Consider the following 17063-nt stretch of genomic DNA (forward strand, 5'->3'; position numbering starts at 1 on the left):
AAACGTCTCTATTTTCAACTAAGCTTTTCCCTCGTTATGAGCAGACATTCCGCAAAGAAGTCTTCACCAAGACCAAAAGCTTTCACATGATCGGCAATATGTGCGCTTGCAATGTTCGGGCTAAATTTCTTGGCAATCGTTAATATCTATTGATCGGGCGGAACTCTTTTGTGCTTCATGATTGCAAGCTCTATTATTGCCAAATTCTTTCAATTTCTATTATTAAAGAATCCCGTCAAACTTTATTATTGCGCCTTCTTTAATGCCGACTTCTTTATTCCCGACTTCTTTAATGCCGACTTCTTTAATGCCGACCTCATTAATGCCGACTTCTTTAATGCCGACATCGCTACTGCCAAAATTTTTCATTCCCGCTTTGTTCTTTGAGCCTCTGACGCTTCACAATCGGGCTGATAATCGCATTCAAGCTGCTGGCCGATGTTTCAAAAGCCTCTATCCAATACGTCAAGCCGTTGCATGTCTGCTAAACTAAAATGCGGAAATTCTATCGGGTTTTTTTCTTGGATTGAGAACGAGATGAACCGTCTTTCGACAAGATGGATATGTGACGGGAGACATATGTTCATTGATTAAATCTTCCCCGTTCGAGAGCCGGTCGGAAAAATTCAAAACATCATGTTTCAAACTTAAAACAAAAAGAAAGTATGATACTGAATGTATCAATATAAAATGAAATTTTGTGATACTGTGTGGGCCAAATTGATAATATTTGAATTGGTTTTTTATCAATGTGAATTAACTAAAATAATCATGTTCAAATAATATTTTTGTTGTCGATTATGCTAACAGGCAAACCGCTTCATAAGATCGAAGCGGTTTGCCTCTATGGTTATTTTACCGGTTTACTCTTTCAGCCGATATTGAAAGCACGATCGCAGCCCCCACAACCAGAAAACCTGCAAGAACATACATTCCGATAGCCGGAGAATGGGTGAGATCAAGCAAAGCGCCAACCATCCACGGGCTTGCAAAACCGGCGAGATTGGCAATCGAATTGATGATTGCAATTCCCGCCGCTGCGGCAGAACCGCTGAGAATGGCTGTCGGCAACGACCAGAAAAGCGGTGCACATGACAAAACGCCAGCAGTCGCAAAAGACAGAAAAATAATAGACACTGTCGTGCTTGTGGCGGTTGCTGCAATGATAAAACCGAAAGCGCCCATCAATGCCGGCACGACAAGATGCCAGCGCCGCTCGCGATGTTTATCGGCACTGCGCGAGAACAAAACCATGGCAATAATTGCACAGATAAAGGGAATAGCGCCAAGAAGGCCGATTATCAGATTATCTTCTACGCCGGATGCTTTAATCAATGTCGGTAACCACAGGGTTAACCCATATTGCCCCATCACAAAACAGAAATAAATGAATGACATAAGCCAGACCATGGGATTTCTGATAAGTCCGGTAAATGAATGTGTCGAGGCTGCCGCTGCATGATCGGCTTCTATATCTTGCGAAACCATCGCTTTTTCATTGGCGTCAAGCCATTTTGCACCGCTCACACTATTATCGAGATAAAGCAGAACAATAACGCCCAAAACAACAGCAGGAATTGCTTCAAGCACGAACATCCACTGCCAGCCATGCCAGGAATCGACAGAATGGAATGTGTTCATGATCCAGCCGGAAAGCGGATTTCCGAATATTCCTGCAGCAGGGCTACCGGCCTGGAATATTGCGAACATCTTTGCCCGTCGATGGGAAGGGAACCAATAGGTAAGATAGAGAATAACCCCCGGATAAAACCCCGCCTCGGCAACACCCAACAGGAACCGCAAACTGTAAAATTGCCATTCATTTTGCACGAATGCAAAAATTCCCGACAAAATTCCCCAGGTAATCAAAATACGGGCAATCCATAACCGCGCACCGACTTTATGCAACAAAATATTGCTCGGAACCTCGAAGAAAAAATACCCGATAAAAAAAAGCCCGGCTCCGAAACCGTAAACCGTTTCGCTAAAGCCGAGATCAACTTCCATTTGTAGTTTTGCAAATCCGACATTCACACGATCAAGATAAGCAACAATATAACAGATCATGAGAATGGGAACGATCCGGAATGCAATTTTACGATAAGTAAAATCTTCATTGCTTCGATCAATTTCCTGTAGTGAACCCAATGTGTCCATAGACAACCCTCCCGTAGATGTTCGCTATTGGTTCATATTTTCTGTGATTTACCTGTTTGTTACTGTTTGAATGTGCTCAATAAGTCTTCAATCTGGTCACTATCGAGTGCCCGTGCCGGTTTATCTTGCAGCATCAAAGCAAGATGGGCTGACTCTTCAAGCTCTTCGGCAGCATTGACCGCATCGACCAGTGTTTTTGCCGAAACCACCGATCCGTGGTTGGCCAACAAAAGTGCGGTAGCTGTCTTTGCCTGTTCAAATATTTCTTCTTCCATCTCGCTGTTACCCGGCCGGTAATAACGAATAACGGGTAATCTGTTGCCGATACGCATGACAAAATAAGGCGTATAAGGCGTAATCGGATGGTCTTCGCGCCCTGTCGGCATACAACTGATAGCCGTTGCATATGTTGAATGAAGGTGAACGACTGCGCCTATTTGCGGACGCGCTCTGAAAAAAGCGCGGTGCATGAACACTTCTTTGGAAGGGCGATCACCCGAAATATGGTTCCAATTCTGATCGAGCTTGCTCAATGTTTTACTATCAAGCCTTCCCAATGATGAATTGGTCGGGGTCATGAGATAACCGTCTTCAAGTCGCACAGAAATATTGCCGGCACTACCAACGCTGAAACCGCGCTGGAAAAGACTTGCGCCAAGTTCAACAAGAAGCTCGCGGGTTTCCTGTTCTGTCATTATTTCTACCTCGTTTTCTATGGGTGTTCCAAGCAACGTTATCGGGTGACAAATTCATCCCGATATTGGCGAATGATACTGTCGAAATCGCGGTCGCGAATGAAGCCCAGCGAAAGCGGGCGTGAAACATCGAAATTACCCGGCCATGAACACACAATATCAATAATACGCTGTTCGGGATGTTCACTCACAAGCATGCGCGTTTCATGTCCGGCGACACGTTCGAGACTTTCTAGCATTTCATCAACGCTGACGCATAATCCGGGCAGGTTAAGAACACGCTTCAACCCCAATTCCTGCTCGCCGACAGTCAAAGCATGGGTGAGGTTTTTGACCACAACATCGGGTGATGAAAGCCACATCAAGGTCGATGCCGGTACAGGATTGTTCGATTTGATCCCCGAAAGCGGCTCGCGGATAATGCCGCTTGCAAAAGACGACGCAGCAGAATTCGGCTTGCCCGGACGCACCACAATTGTTGGCAAACGGCAGACACGACCATCAACAAATCCTTTGCGGCTATATTCACAAACCAGCAATTCTCCGATTGCCTTTTCCGCACCATAAGAAGATTGCGGCATCAAAGCGAGATCTTCGGGTACGACATCGGGCATGGGGCCGCCGAAGACCGCAAGCGAAGAGGTGTAAATAAAAAACGGTTTTTTTCCGGTTTTGCGCGCCGCTTCGAGAAGCGCGCGGGTTCCGTCGACATTAACCCGCATACCGGTGTCGAATTCGGCTTCCGATTGTCCACTCAAGACCGCAGCCATATGATAGATTGCAACCGTGTCTGCGGTCACAATTTTTTCGGCAAAGTCGGGATTGGCTATATCGCCTCTTACCGATTTCACACGGTCATCTTTAACCGGACAATCGGCAAGATCGACAGAAACAATTTCCTTGAAAGCAGGAAAGCTTTTATTTCCTTGCTCCTTCAGTAAATTTGCAATCAGCCAGCTGCCCAGAAAACCGGCACCACCGGTTACAATAATCTTACCCATGATTTTGCCCCTCTGTCGGATTTTCTTCATAGGATACGAGACGCAGCTCGATACCCCTTTCGGTAATGGCATCCTGTGCATTTTGCGGAAGACCATCGTCGGTGATAACCATATTCAACGCTTCAAGCGGAATGGCATTGAATGTCCCCACCAGACCGTATTTGCTGCTATCGGTTACCAATATGCGGCGGGAAGACCTCTCGACGACTGCACGCTTGACCGGAATTTTATTTTCTTGCGGTGTCGAGATACCGCGCGTGCCGAATGATGAGGTTGAAATAAAACCTATATCGAAATTGAACTGGCGAATGGTCAGCCCTGCCGAAGTTCCCACACAAGACTGGTTTTCACGCTCGACCTCCCCGCCTGTATGATAAAGGCGGCATGTGCTTTCCTCACTTAAAAAACTTGCTATAACAAAATCATTGGTCACAACGATAATGTCGGGAATGTTTGTCAATTGCCGCGCCAGTTCCAACATTGTTGTACCGGCATCAAGATAGACAACATGTCCGGGCTTTACAAAGCTTGCGGCAAATCTGCCAAGCGCTACTTTTTGGTTATGCGCCATGGCGCGTTTTGCAATATGCGAAGGCTCTCGCGAGATGCGCTCCGGCAATTCTACACCACCGGCAACAGAAAGTGCCCGCCCCTGATCTTCAAGTGCCCTTATATCCCGCCGGACAGTCATTTGCGAAACGCCCAACATGTCGGCAATTTCGGCAATCGACAAGACATGTCGTTGCGACAAATGTTGAATAATCAGGGCCTGACGTTCTGCGGGTATCACAATCACTACTTCCTGTTATCGGGATTACTTTCTTCTAGCTGGACTGATTCCAGCTATCGGGACGACTTCCAGCTATAAGGATTATTTTCTGCTATAAGGCTGGAACCAGCCCAAACCATCTTCGGTTTTGCCGCGCGGATTATATTCGCAACCGATAAAACCTTTGTATCCCACCCGATCAAGCACGTTAAAAAGATAAGGAAAATTCAGTTCGCCTTCATCCGGTTCATGGCGATCCGGCACAGAAGCCACCTGCACATGGGCAAATTTCCCCGCCATTTTTTCTGTCAATCGCGTTAAATCGCCATCCATAATTTGCGCATGGTAAAGGTCGAACTGGACAGCAACATTTTTGCGCCCCACCTCTTCCATCAACCTTACGCCATCAAGCTGGTGATTGACGAAATAACCGGGCATGTTGCGGGTATTTATCGGCTCCGTCAAAACAGTAATTCCATGCGGTGCGACTTTGTCTGCCGCATAACGGAAATTCTCGATAAATGTTTTTTCGCATTCATTGCGATCAAGCCCGTTCACCACACCCGCCATAGCGTGAAGACATTTGCAACCCAATGCCAAAGCATATTCCAAAGCCTTATCCACATTGTCGCGAAATTCTTTTTCACGTCCGGGAATGGCCGCCATGCCACGTTCGCCTTCATCCCATTTTCCTGCCGGCATGTTGAACAAGGCCTGCTTCAAATCGTTTTTCTTAAGTTCTTCTGCAAGCTTTTCAGGCGCAAAATCATAAGGAAACAAAAATTCCACCGCTTCAAATCCGGCTTTGGCGGCACGGCCAAAACGTTCAATAAAAGGAACATCGGTGAACATCATAGAAAGATTGGCAGCAAAACGCGGCATAATATTACTCCCCTTTAACCGTCTTCATCTGTTGGGCGACAAAGAAAAAATCTTCATCACCGAAATTGCCTGACTTCAATGCCAGTGAAAGCGACTTGCCGATACTTCTGACCCACGGCACACCGGGGGCAATTTGCGGCCCGATTTTAAACCCTTCAATCGCAAGCGCCTGAGTAACCGCACCCGATGTTTCGCCACCTGCAATGATAAAACGCCGATAGCCCTGGCTTTCCAATGTTTTGGCAATTTTTGCAAAAAGCGTTTCAATGGCCTGACTTGCCGTTTCTGCTCCAAAGCTTGCTTGCGTATTGGAAAGCTCTTCCGGCATCACTGTCGCATAAATCAATGGCGCATATTTCTGGTTGCTGTTTTGCTTTACCCATTCGACGAGTTCCGAAAAATAATTCGCGTCGCTGACCGCGCGGCCAACGTCTACAGCCAGTGCAGGCGCCATCTCTTTATATTTTGCAACTTGCGCATTTGTCATTTGCGAACAGGAACCGGAAAGAACCACCGTCGCCCCTTCCAAGGGTTGACCGGCCGCTTCTGCCTGTTCGACATCACCATGCAAATCTGTCCAGGCGCGCGCCATACCGTCGGCAAGGCCGGAACCGCCGGTAACAAACTTCATATCGGCAACGGCCTTTCCCAATATTTCGATATGTTTGTCATTGAGTGCATCCAGAACAGCATAACGAAAACCGTTTTGGCGCAATTGTTGCAAACAATTTTTAACCGCCGCAATGCCTTTATCAATAATTTGGCTTGGAACATTGCCGCAACGCCCTTCGGATTGTGCTTCCATCACCCGCATAATATTGGAATCTGTCATTGGCGTTACCGGATGATGGCGCATTCCCGATTCGCTCAAAGGCACGGCATTCACGAAAAGATAACCGCAATAAATGGTGCGTCCGTTCACCGGAAGAACCGGACAAATAACAGTAAAATCCTCGCCCAAAGCATCAAGCAGAGCATCCGTAACCGGCCCGATATTCCCTTTGGAAGTGCTGTCGAAGGTTGAACAATATTTGAAGAAAAACTGTTCACTGTGGTGATTTTTCAACCATTGCAATGCCGCAAGGCTATCGTGAACTGCCTTTTCAGGCGCGCAGGAACGGCTTTTCAGACTGACAACAACCGCATCGGCATCAACGTTGACACCGTCACGCGGAACGCCATTCAATTGCACGGTTTTCAAACCGTTTTTGACAAGAAATCCTGCAATATCCGTTGCACCGGTAAAATCGTCGGCAATGACACCAAGTTTCATTTCAAGCATCCTGACCCGGCAATTTTATGCCTGAAAATGTTTTGATAACGGCCGAGTCATCAAGCTTGCCAAAACCGGCATTTGAAGCATTGGCAAACATCGTATAGGCAGTGGCCGCAAGCGGGAGAGGAAAATTCAAAGCCAGACCGGTTTGATTAACGAGCCCAAGATCTTTGACAAAAATATCAACAGCCGATTTTGGTGAATAATCACCGTCAACCACATGCTTCATGCGATTTTCAAACATCCAGCTATTTCCGGCTGCATGGGTGACCACATCATACATGACATCAAGAGGAATATTGGCACGGGCAGCAAGCGCCATTGCTTCAGCACCGGCGGCAATATGAACACCGGCCAATAATTGGTGAATAATCTTGACTGTCGAACCCAGCCCGATTTCTTCGCCAATATTATAAACTTTGCCGGCAACAGCATCCAGAACGGGGGCAAGCCTGTCAAAAGCTTCAATTTTTCCTGCTGCCATAACGGTTATATCGCCCGCATTTGCTTTGACTGCACCGCCGGAAACCGGAGCATCCAGAACATTAAGCTTCTTTTGTTCAAGCTTACCGGCTATTTCTTTCGCGTCATTTGCCGAAATCGTGGAAGAAACCATAACCACTGCACCGGGTTTCAAACGATCAGCCAAACCGTTTTCGCCAAACAAAACCGCTTTACATTGCTTGGCATTGACAACCAGAAGAACCAATGCGTCAAGTTCGCCAGCTTGCTCGCAGCCTGCACCTGCACCTGCTGCACCGGCTTCGACAAGTTCACGACATTTTGCCGAATCAAGGTCAACACCATAGGTGACAAGGCCTGCCTTGATACAGGAACGTGCAACCCCCATCCCCATTGATCCAAGCCCTACAACACAGACACTATATTTTTCCGGCATCACTGCCTCCCTTTTCCATCTAACCGCAAACTAAACAGTAAAAAAACATTTTTCAACATATTTTAACAAAAAATAACAAATAAATGATAAATTAATGTTATTTTATGTTATTTTTTGATAGTAAACGGGCAATATGTATAGAGAGTTTGTTATGAAGTGACGTAGAAGCGGGAATTTTTTGGGGGGTAAAAGGGCTTTGACATGAACGTGGAAATGTTCGGGAAATATATTTCCGGAGCCAAAACCCGATGCGATTTTGCGCCTGTCATAAGCAGCCGATCCGCCAAGCCCCGATGCATTTTGGCTGTCCGCCGCAAAGCACTAACATAGCATTCCTGAATGCGATTCCAGCAATTGCCCAAGGCACTATCGCAGTGTGTTATGATGTACTGACACCCCCTCCCGCACGCTGCACTTCCGGCACGCCATGACGCATTTTCGCTGTCCGCCGTAAAGCACTAACATAGCATTCCTGAATGCAATTCCAGCAATTGCCCAAGGCACTATCACAGTATGTTGCGACACACTGTCACCACTTGCCGCACGCTGCACTTCCGGCACGCCATCACGCATTTTCGCTGTCCACCGTAAAGCACTAACATAGCATTCCTGAATGCGATTCCAGCAATTGCCCAAGGCACTATCACAGCATGTTGCGACACACTGTCACTACTTGCCGCACGCTGCACTTCCGGCACGCCATGACGCATTTTCGCTGTCTGCCGCAAAGCACTAACATAGCATTCCTGAATGCAATTCCAGCAATTGCCCAAGGCACTATCACAGTATGTTGCGACACACTGTCACCACTTGCCGCACGCTGCACTTCCGGCAAGCCATGACGCATTTTCGCTGTCCGCCGTAAAGCACTAACATAGCATTCCTGAACGCGATTCCAGCAATTGCCCAAGGCACTATCACAGCATGTTGCGACACACTGTCACCACCTCCCGCACGCTGCACTTCCGGCACGCCGTGATACACTTTCGCGGTGAGCCGAAAAGCACCAGCGCAACACTCCAGAAAGTGTTCAAGCGACTGCCGCAAAGCGCTATCGCAATCTGCCTCACGGCACTATCGCTGCGTTTCCATGGTCACCATGGCGATTTTAAATAGGGGTAATTTCACATATGGATCTTTGGTTTGACCGCCAAAAGAAATTGTCATGCGACGAAAATGTCATGCAAAGAAAATGACATGTGAAAAATATGACACGTGAAGAAAATGATATAAGGGCGGTAAAGCTGTAAAGCTATCAACTATAACGCTATCATCAAAGTCGAAGTACGTGAGGATGTCAGCAAAGAACAAGAGCCACTTTACCGTTTTGTTCCAATGATTTTCTGTGAAAAAGCAATCCGGTTGAACGGGTTTTCATATTCGTCTTTTGTCCGGCTTTCCATAAATTCACGGCCAATTCCGATCATTTAACCTATCGCAAATCAACCATCCAAAATTGGTCAAACAAAAGCGTCACTTCAACTCATAAAAAATTTCATAAAATAACATAGTCGAAAAATACATGTTTTCCGGATTATTGTTTCCAGCCTTGCCGCTATTTGAATAACAAACCAATCCGATAAAAAAGCCGACAAAATTGCCGGCTTTTTCACACGTTTGAATTGTTGACAAGCTTATCAACGATAAACCATACCGCCATCGGTCAAAATGGATTGGCCGGTTATGTAATCGGAAGCAGGACTTGCAAGGAACGAAACGAGATTTGCCACATCATCAGGTGTTTCTGCGCGGCCAAGCGCAATACCGCCGACAAATTTCTTATAGGTTTCACCAAGCGGTGCACCTGTGGTTTCATGGAAGCGTTTGTCGATTTCCACCCACATATCTGTTCCCACAACACCCGGGCAATAGGCATTGACTGTAATCCCTTGGGAAGCATATTCCTTGGCGGCAGCCTGTGTCAAAGCGCGTACTGCAAACTTTGTTGCCGAATAAATGCCGAGCATTGCATAACCTTCCTGTCCGGCGATAGAACAAGCACTGACAATCTTGCCTTTTTGCTTTCTGGCAATGAATTTCTTGGCCGCTGCCTGAATACCCCACAATGCGCCTTGAACATTGATCTTGAAAATTTTCTCGACTTCTTCAGGCGTTACATCGGCCAAAGCATTGACCTGTGCAATACCGGCATTGTTGACCATCACATCAAAACCGCCGAGGTCTTTTTCGGCCTGTTCGATCGCACCATAGACTTCTTCACGTACAGAAATATCACCGGTGATTGTGGTGGCTTTTTGCCCCAAAGCTTCGATTTCCTTGGCAACAGCAGCAATCTTGTCTTTTTTAACGTCGACAAGACCGATATTGAAACCGTCTTTTGCCAGATGCAAAGCAATAGCGCGGCCAATTCCCTGTCCGGAACCTGTGACTACAGCAACTTTATTGGTCATGAAAGTTCTCCCTTTTCAATAGAAGTGTCTTTTCGGGTTAATGTCCACAATTCGGATCAATGTCCATAATTGCAGTTAATGTCCATAATGAAACAAAACAAGAGGCAAAAATAAGGCGGTAAAAAAAACCAATATTTCAGATGAAAATAGTTTTTACTCAATAAAAAAATTTGCTTGCTCATGAAGTAAGACTGCAAGTTCATTGATATGTTAGAATAATATTCGTTAAAAAACGAAAACACCAAATACATATCATAAACTTCGTCTGAAGCAAAGTAGTGAATGTCGTTTTCTTTTCCCCTTTGTTATTTTTTTAACTGTCCGGCTGATTGTTTTGTCACCACCCGAACACCGTTTTTGATCTGACGCATGTTTATCGGAATTACCGGAAGTCCAAGGCTAAAATCAGGAGTCTGTCGTAACCGCCATATTGCGTCCGTTTGAATAGATTCCGGCCATTCATAATTCCTGATATATTCGGTAAATGGACAACTACATCACTTTTTTGGAAAATCATTTGGCAGGCAAGTTTTATCCCGACAAGCGGCAAAAAAACGCCATTGTTCTTTAACGCCATTGTTCTTTAACGCCATTGTTCTTTAACAGTTGTTTCTTGGCCGTTTGACCGGCACAAGGCGGGAAACTGTGATTTGATTGACAGGAATGGGAAGAAGCTCGCCGCGACAAGTTCTGTTCATTATTGCTGATAGAATTTAACCGGTATGTTTTTCGGGAAAAAGCGGCAATCGACGAAATGAAAATTGCCACTTTTACCATTATGATCTTTTGACATTATGATCGGATAGCTGTCGTTATCATATCGCAAATATTGTGAGTTTTAACGTTGCGGGTTGGATAAACAGGCGAATTTTCAAATATTGCAATCTGTTTGCCGCCTGTTTTCCGCCTGTTTGCCACTTAAAAACCGCGTCTATTCTAATGGCTCACAGGAATACCATAAAGTTCCGCCAATGCTGCCAATATCGGCGCAGAACCGGCAACAAGCTGACGACCGTTATATTCACCGGTCTTATGGCTGGTTGTACGCCCTTTGCCTAAAACGAGAAGTGGCAATGACTGGTTGTCTTCCCCCGCAAGGGCAATAACATTTTGGCGCGGACGTGGAAATTCTTCATGACGCACATCGAGATCGTGGAGCTGGTCTTTAAAAGAAGCAAGTGCCCCTTCGATCGGCAGGCAATGCGGACAATAAAACAATTTATCGGGGTGGTTCGCGTCAGTAAACGATTTTGGCAATAAAAACAGAATATCTTTGGTCATAATTACCTCGCATGAGAAAAATTTCGGTTCTTCGACTTATACGACTTTAACTTGTCGTTTCATTACCATCGGAATTTAAATAATCGACAAAAGCAAGAAATGTTTTTCAAGAATATCCGAATCTATAGAATGGATGGGCTATCAAAATACACAATCTCCGCCGATTATAAAACACGAAACGGTGTCCGGAGGGAAAGGACATAAAAACCGTTAACCGGCAGGAGAATAGATAATGGTTTATGACTTGAGCCTTTTGGATAAATGCCCGCTTGAAATCAACCGCAATGCGGGTCAAGCCTTGAAAAACGCAGTAGAAACAGCACGTGCAGCAGAAAAAGCCGGTTTTCGCCGGTTCTGGGTTGCCGAACATCATCACTCAAAAGAATTTGCATCGAGTGCGCCTGAAATACTGGTTGCCTATCTGTTGGCAGCAACAAGCAAAATCCGTATCGGTTCGGGCGGGGTCATGTTACAGCATTATAGCCCCTACAAAATAGCAGAAATATTCAATGTGCTTTCGGCTATCGAACCGGGACGTGTTGACCTCGGAATCGGCAAAACACCGGGCGGTTTGCCGCATACAACAGCAGCACTGCAAGCCGAATTTTCGGATGAAAAACGCATCGGCTTTGAAGAAAAGCTGGAACTTCTCGATAAGCTTCTGGGCGGCGAAGAAATAAAGGAAGGCCGTTTTGCAGGATTGGCAGCAACACCCAAACCGGAAGTTCGCGCAAGTACTTTCCTGCTTGGCGCAAGTGTCGAGAGTGCGAAATTGGCAGCACGTCTCGGCTGGCAGTTCAGCTATGCCGGACATCTGAACGGAAGCGAAGAAAAACTGAAGAATACAGTTTCCGCCTATCGGCGTGCAACATCGGGCGGTGTGCCGCAATTGGCACTTGCAGCCATTATTGACAAATCCGACAAACGTGCAAAAGAGCGCGCCAATGAAATTTCGATTTACAAAATCCATTTTTCCGATGGCAAAACTTTTTCGCTGACCACTTTGGAAGCAGCAGAAGATTTCGGTCGTCTTTCCGGTCGTTCCGATTACACGATCGAACAACATCGCACACAAATTATTGCCGGTACGGCAGCAACAGTCAACAAAGAGCTTCAAATCCTTCATCACCAATTCGGTATCGGAGAATTTATGCTCGAACTGCCTGCAACCAGTGTTGAAGAACGTATTGATGCAATTGGCGCACTTGCCTTCGAGCAAGAAAAAATTGCCGCCTGAACCTTATCGAGGAGATTTAAGATGACGCATAACAAAATCAATTTCGGTCTCATGCTTCATGGTGCAGGCGGCCATATGAATTCATGGCGCCACCCTTCTGTTCCGACAGATGCAAGTGTCAACATTGCTTACAATGTCAATCTTGCAAAACGCGCCGAAGCCGAAGGGCTAGCCTTCGTTTTTGTTGCCGACGGGCTTTATATCAACGAAAAATCAATTCCGCATTTTCTGAACCGTTTCGAACCGCTCACTCTGCTATCGTTTCTTGCGGCGCATACCTCGAAAATCGGTCTTGGTGGCACAGTTTCAACCTCTTACAGCGACCCGTTCACGGTTGCACGCCAATTTGCCTCGCTTGACCTTTTAAGTGGCGGGCGGGCTGCATGGAATATTGTGACAACCCCGCTTGAAGGAACCGCCAAAAATTATGGCCGCCCCCATCCCGATCATACATTGCGTTATGAAATCGCCAGCGAATATATCGACGTGGTGAAAGGATTATGGTCTTCATGGGAAGAAGATGCGTTTATTCGCAACCGCGAAACCGGCCAGTTTTTCGACCCGAAAAAAATGCACCGCGTCAACCATCACGGCAAGTTTTTCTCGGTTGAAGGGCCGCTCAATATCCAGCGTTCCCGTCAGGGCGAACCGGTCATTTTCCAGGCTGGTGCATCCGACTCCGGCATTCATTTCGCTTCCAAATATGCCGAAGCGGTCTTTACCCATATCAAAGATATTGAAGGGGCAAAAAACTATGCCAAGCGCGTCAAGGACGGAGCGGTTGCACATGGTCGCTCGCTCAATGATGTGAAGATTTTACCCGGCATCAATCCGATTGTCGGCCGCACCAAAGAAGAAGCGGAAGAAAAGTTCAGGGTTATTCGCAATCTCGTCAATATCGAGGACGCGCTTGCCTATCTTGGCCGTTATTTCGACCATCATGATTTTACCCAATATGACCTTGACAAGCCCTTCCCCGAAATCGGTGACATCGGCAAAAACAGTTTCCGCTCGACAAGCGACCGCATCAAACAGGAAGCTCGTGAACAAGGCCTGACTTTGCGTGAAGTGGCATTGAATGAAACCACACAACATGGCGATTTTATCGGCAGCTATGACGACGTCACAAACCGTATCATCGAATGGTTCGATAACGGTGCAGCCGACGGCTTTATTCTCACCATGCAGGTGAGCGGCCAAGGCTTTGACGACTTTTCTTCCGAAATCCTGCCTCGCCTTGAAGAACGTGGCTATTTTGATCGCAAGCTCCATCACAACACATTGCGTGAAAATCTTGGCCTTGCCATTCCCTCGAACCGTTACGCAGAAAATGAGCAAATTGTTGCTGCTTGAAATCGAAAGGACAAAAAATGAGCAAAGTGATCGCTTTATCCGGCAGTTTCAATCGGCCTTCAAAAACCACCGCTCTTGTCAATCATATCGGCAAAAAGGTGGCCAAAAAATTCGGCATAGAGGTTGTGAGCTATGATCTTCTCGATGTCGGAACCACGCTGGGACTTGCCCAGCGTGCCGATAAACTCGAACCGAATGGCCAACGGATTATCGAAGAACTGACATCGGCAGATGCGCTTATTATCGGCAGTCCCGTCTATAAAGGAAGTTATCCGGGATTGTTCAAACATTTCATTGATCTCATCGAGCCTGAACGACTTTATGGAAAACCTGTGCTGCTTTCTGCAACCGGCGGCGGTGACCGACACGCATTGATGGTCGAACATCAATTGCGTCCGCTTTTCGGTTTCTTCATGGCGCATAGTCTGCCAACAGCAATTTATGCCGCTGCACGCGATTTCGGGCAGGATAATGAAATACAATCGCCAGATCTGATCGCCCGCATTGATAAAGCGGTAGACCAATTCATCCCCTTCATCAAAGCGGAGACAGCGCACAGTTCCGAACAAAAAACAACTGTCCAACGGGCACGCGGGACGCATGATGTTTTGCCCTTTGCGGTCAATTCGTGAGTCAGGAGACGCCGATGAAACATTTTGTCTTTACCAGTTTGAAAGACCCTCGATCAGCGCGGCTGCGTGCCGCGTTGATAGAAGAATATGACAGCCGTTATGGTAGTTTTTATGATGAGGAAGGCGCAAAAGCCGAGCTTGACCGCTATCCGGCCGAAGATTTTGCCCCGCCAAAAGGAAATTTCCTGTTATTGATTGATGGTGAAACAACTATTGGTGGCGGCGCTTTCAAATTTTACAACGAGACGACCGCCGAGCTCAAGCGTATCTGGATTGATAACGGTTATCGCCGTCAAGGGCTTGCCGCACTTATTCTTGAAAAACTTGAATTACAAGCGCACCAGCAAGGCTACCGCCGGCTTTATCTCACAACCGGTTTCCGCCAGCCGGAAGCTGTCAATCTCTATTTGAAAAACGGTTATACCAATCTATTCGATTTGAACGGCGACTGGGAAGCCTATCGGCATTTGCCGTTTGAAAAAGACATTAGTGATAAACGCCCCGAAAACAATAATGAACGCGATAACCGGCTGCGTTCCTTCTCACCTGTCAAAGCGCAAAGCGCATTGTCGCCAACCAGCCTTTGAAAAGGAGCAACCATGTCATCAACAACAGATATTCACACCCCCGATCTATCTGCCAATTTCAACTTTGAAGAAAAACAATATTCGGATTGCAAAGTTGTTCCCGCACGTTACCCGCTACGAATGTTCGGCACGGTCTTTTCTGTTCTTGTGATCGGAGCCATTCTATATTCGGTTCTTACGAATGAAAAATGGGGATGGTCGGTTTTCGCGACATGGTTTTTATCCGAACCGGTTCTTGCCGGTCTTGGACGCACGATTTTGCTGACCATTCTTGCGACCATATCCGGTTCGTTACTCGGAACATGTCTGGCGTTGGCACGTGTTTCAAAATCGCCACTGCTTTCCGGCCTGTCATGGAGCTATATCTGGTTACTCCGCTCCGTACCGCTCATTGTGCTTTTGCTCATTCTCAACAATCTGGGCTATCTTTATGAGAGCATCCGCCTCACCAATCCGTTGAATGGCGAAATACTCGTCAATTACCCGATGGTATCTTTGTTGACGCCTTTTCTTGCCGCTTTTATCGGATTGACACTCAACCAATCGGCGTTTTTTGCCGAAATCGTTCGCGGCGGCATTTTGTCTGTCGATAACGGCCAGCATGAAGCCGCCGCTTCGCTCGGCTTATCGAAAAAGCGTCAAGTCTTGCGCATTGTCTTGCCGCAAGCCATGCGCACGATTTTACCAACCGGTTTTAACGAAATTATCGGTTTGGCCAAAGGAACCTCTATGGTTTACGTTTTGGCACTGCCGGAATTATTTTACACTGTTCAGGTTATCTATCGGCGCAATCTCGAAGTCATACCACTCTTGATGGTTGCAACCGTCTGGTATCTTGTCATTATGACAGTGCTTTCGATCGCCCAATATTATATTGAAAGCATTTATGCAAAAGGCGCGGTACGCAACCCTTCGGAACTGGCTTTCTCGCGAATTGGCCGCCGTGTGCGCAATCTTGCCGGACATTTGTCATTTTTCAAAACGCCGTCAACCGCAGAGCCGAACGATAAATTGACCTTCAAGGATGAAGTCGAGGCATTGGCGGAAGGCGAGGCCTTTTCACTTGACGAGTGCCAACATCAGGGTTTCGGCAATCTTTATTCGGGTGATGGTGCCGAAGTCAATGTTCACAATGTGTCGAAATATTTCGGCTCCAACAAAGTGTTGGACAATGTCAGTCTTACAGTGCCGGCAGGTAGTGTAACTGTTATTCTTGGACCTTCCGGTTCAGGTAAATCGACGTTGCTTAGAACAATCAACCACCTTGAACGCGTCGATAGCGGCTTTATTGATGTCGACGGCGAATTGATCGGCTATCGCAGAGAAGCAAATACGCTTTATGAACTGAAAGAAAAAGACATTCTGAAACAACGCGCCGATATTGCCATGGTGTTCCAGAATTTCAATTTGTTTCCGCATTTGACTGTTCTCGAAAACATTATCGAAGCCCCGATTCAGGTTAAAAAACTTCCCCATAAAAAAGCCGTTGAAGACGCACTCGATTTATTGTCGCGTGTCGGCTTGAAAGACAAAGCCAATGTTTATCCCCGCCAGCTTTCCGGTGGGCAACAACAACGTGTCGCCATTGCCCGTGCATTGGCGCTGCGCCCCAAAGTTCTGCTTTTTGATGAACCGACTTCTGCCCTTGATCCGGAACTTGTCGGAGAGGTTCTTGATGTCATCAAGGAATTGGCCCGTACCGGTTCGACACTTATCGTCGTCACCCACGAAATCGGGTTTGCCCGCGAGGTCGCTGATACGATCGTATTCATGGAAAGCGGAAAAATAGTTGAAACAGGAAGTCCCGAAGAGGTCTTCAACCACACAAAACAACAGAGAACCAAAGCTTTTCTGAACAAGGTTTTCAAATAATCCAACATTTCC

General features: G+C 46.7%; 15 protein-coding genes. 5 read left to right on the plus strand and 10 right to left on the minus strand.

The genetic code is table 11. From position 1 onward, the window contains the following. Positions 1–222: 222 nt before the first annotated feature. The 10 genes from BBC0122_RS13050 to BBC0122_RS10260 form a co-directional block, all read right to left on the minus strand. On the minus strand, positions 223–369 hold the full coding sequence (locus BBC0122_RS13050) for a hypothetical protein (RefSeq protein ID WP_188318039.1): 147 nt from the start codon (positions 367–369) through the stop codon (positions 223–225). 486 nt (positions 370–855) lie between these two features. Further along, on the minus strand, positions 856–2157 hold the full coding sequence (locus BBC0122_RS10215) for an MFS transporter (protein WP_077993549.1): 1302 nt from the start codon (positions 2155–2157) through the stop codon (positions 856–858). A gap of 59 nt (positions 2158–2216) precedes the next feature. After that, on the minus strand, positions 2217–2852 hold the full coding sequence (gene otnC, locus BBC0122_RS10220; protein WP_077993550.1) for a 3-oxo-tetronate 4-phosphate decarboxylase: 636 nt from the start codon (positions 2850–2852) through the stop codon (positions 2217–2219). A gap of 38 nt (positions 2853–2890) precedes the next feature. Further along, positions 2891–3853 (minus strand): D-erythronate dehydrogenase, encoded by a 963-nt coding sequence (denD, locus tag BBC0122_RS10225; RefSeq protein ID WP_077993551.1) that lies wholly within the window; start codon positions 3851–3853, stop codon positions 2891–2893. Then, positions 3846–4643, minus strand: a complete 798-nt coding sequence (locus BBC0122_RS10230) for a DeoR/GlpR family DNA-binding transcription regulator (protein WP_077994661.1) — start codon at positions 4641–4643, stop codon at positions 3846–3848. Before BBC0122_RS10230 ends, denD begins: the two co-directional genes overlap by 8 nt. An 81-nt stretch (positions 4644–4724) precedes the next feature. Further along, a complete protein-coding gene (gene otnI, locus BBC0122_RS10235; protein WP_077993552.1) occupies positions 4725–5504 on the minus strand; it encodes a 2-oxo-tetronate isomerase in 780 nt (259 codons plus the stop codon). A 4-nt stretch (positions 5505–5508) separates the two neighbouring features. Next, complete coding sequence (gene otnK, locus BBC0122_RS10240) at positions 5509–6777, minus strand: 3-oxo-tetronate kinase (protein WP_077993553.1); 1269 nt, start codon at positions 6775–6777, stop codon at positions 5509–5511. Position 6778: 1 nt separating this feature from the next. Next, complete coding sequence (gene ltnD / locus BBC0122_RS10245) at positions 6779–7678, minus strand: L-threonate dehydrogenase (protein WP_077993558.1); 900 nt, start codon at positions 7676–7678, stop codon at positions 6779–6781. A 1637-nt stretch (positions 7679–9315) separates the two neighbouring features. Further along, entirely contained in the window at positions 9316–10089 is a 774-nt protein-coding gene (locus BBC0122_RS10250) for an acetoin reductase (RefSeq protein WP_077993560.1), read from the minus strand. A 936-nt stretch (positions 10090–11025) separates the two neighbouring features. After that, entirely contained in the window at positions 11026–11370 is a 345-nt protein-coding gene (locus BBC0122_RS10260; protein WP_077993563.1) for a DUF3088 domain-containing protein, read from the minus strand. 232 nt (positions 11371–11602) lie between these two features. Here BBC0122_RS10260 and BBC0122_RS10265 point away from each other — a divergent pair, with 232 nt between their 5' ends. From BBC0122_RS10265 to BBC0122_RS13345, 5 genes are read left to right on the plus strand one after another with little or no spacing between them, the layout of a single operon-like run. Then, positions 11603–12607 (plus strand): MsnO8 family LLM class oxidoreductase, encoded by a 1005-nt coding sequence (locus tag BBC0122_RS10265; RefSeq protein WP_077993564.1) that lies wholly within the window; start codon positions 11603–11605, stop codon positions 12605–12607. A gap of 21 nt (positions 12608–12628) precedes the next feature. Continuing rightward, complete coding sequence (locus BBC0122_RS10270) at positions 12629–13960, plus strand: LLM class flavin-dependent oxidoreductase (protein WP_077993565.1); 1332 nt, start codon at positions 12629–12631, stop codon at positions 13958–13960. Between the two features lie 17 nt (positions 13961–13977). Continuing rightward, on the plus strand, positions 13978–14592 hold the full coding sequence (gene msuE / locus BBC0122_RS10275) for an FMN reductase (RefSeq protein WP_077993566.1): 615 nt from the start codon (positions 13978–13980) through the stop codon (positions 14590–14592). A 14-nt stretch (positions 14593–14606) separates the two neighbouring features. After that, positions 14607–15179 (plus strand): GNAT family N-acetyltransferase, encoded by a 573-nt coding sequence (locus BBC0122_RS10280; RefSeq protein ID WP_188318040.1) that lies wholly within the window; start codon positions 14607–14609, stop codon positions 15177–15179. A gap of 12 nt (positions 15180–15191) precedes the next feature. Beyond that, positions 15192–17051 carry an amino acid ABC transporter permease/ATP-binding protein gene (locus BBC0122_RS13345; protein WP_077993567.1) on the plus strand — a complete coding sequence of 620 codons (1860 nt, stop codon included), beginning with the start codon at positions 15192–15194 and terminating at the stop codon, positions 17049–17051. Positions 17052–17063: the final 12 nt, after the last annotated feature.

Source organism: Ditibartonella choladocola, from assembly GCF_002007565.1.
GTDB lineage: Bacteria > Pseudomonadota > Alphaproteobacteria > Rhizobiales > Rhizobiaceae > Bartonella > Bartonella choladocola.

Coding starts and splice junctions, on each gene's coding strand:
- BBC0122_RS13050 (WP_188318039.1), bottom strand. CDS start 369: ATGAAAAATTTTGGCAGTAGCGATGTCGGCATTAAAGAAGTCGGCATT.
- BBC0122_RS10215 (WP_077993549.1), bottom strand. CDS start 2,157: ATGGACACATTGGGTTCACTACAGGAAATTGATCGAAGCAATGAAGAT.
- otnC (WP_077993550.1), bottom strand. CDS start 2,852: ATGACAGAACAGGAAACCCGCGAGCTTCTTGTTGAACTTGGCGCAAGT.
- denD (WP_077993551.1), bottom strand. CDS start 3,853: ATGGGTAAGATTATTGTAACCGGTGGTGCCGGTTTTCTGGGCAGCTGG.
- otnI (WP_077993552.1), bottom strand. CDS start 5,504: ATGCCGCGTTTTGCTGCCAATCTTTCTATGATGTTCACCGATGTTCCT.
- otnK (WP_077993553.1), bottom strand. CDS start 6,777: ATGAAACTTGGTGTCATTGCCGACGATTTTACCGGTGCAACGGATATT.
- ltnD (WP_077993558.1), bottom strand. CDS start 7,678: ATGCCGGAAAAATATAGTGTCTGTGTTGTAGGGCTTGGATCAATGGGG.
- BBC0122_RS10250 (WP_077993560.1), bottom strand. CDS start 10,089: ATGACCAATAAAGTTGCTGTAGTCACAGGTTCCGGACAGGGAATTGGC.
- BBC0122_RS10260 (WP_077993563.1), bottom strand. CDS start 11,370: ATGACCAAAGATATTCTGTTTTTATTGCCAAAATCGTTTACTGACGCG.
- BBC0122_RS10265 (WP_077993564.1), top strand. CDS start 11,603: ATGGTTTATGACTTGAGCCTTTTGGATAAATGCCCGCTTGAAATCAAC.
- BBC0122_RS10270 (WP_077993565.1), top strand. CDS start 12,629: ATGACGCATAACAAAATCAATTTCGGTCTCATGCTTCATGGTGCAGGC.
- msuE (WP_077993566.1), top strand. CDS start 13,978: ATGAGCAAAGTGATCGCTTTATCCGGCAGTTTCAATCGGCCTTCAAAA.
- BBC0122_RS10280 (WP_188318040.1), top strand. CDS start 14,607: ATGAAACATTTTGTCTTTACCAGTTTGAAAGACCCTCGATCAGCGCGG.
- BBC0122_RS13345 (WP_077993567.1), top strand. CDS start 15,192: ATGTCATCAACAACAGATATTCACACCCCCGATCTATCTGCCAATTTC.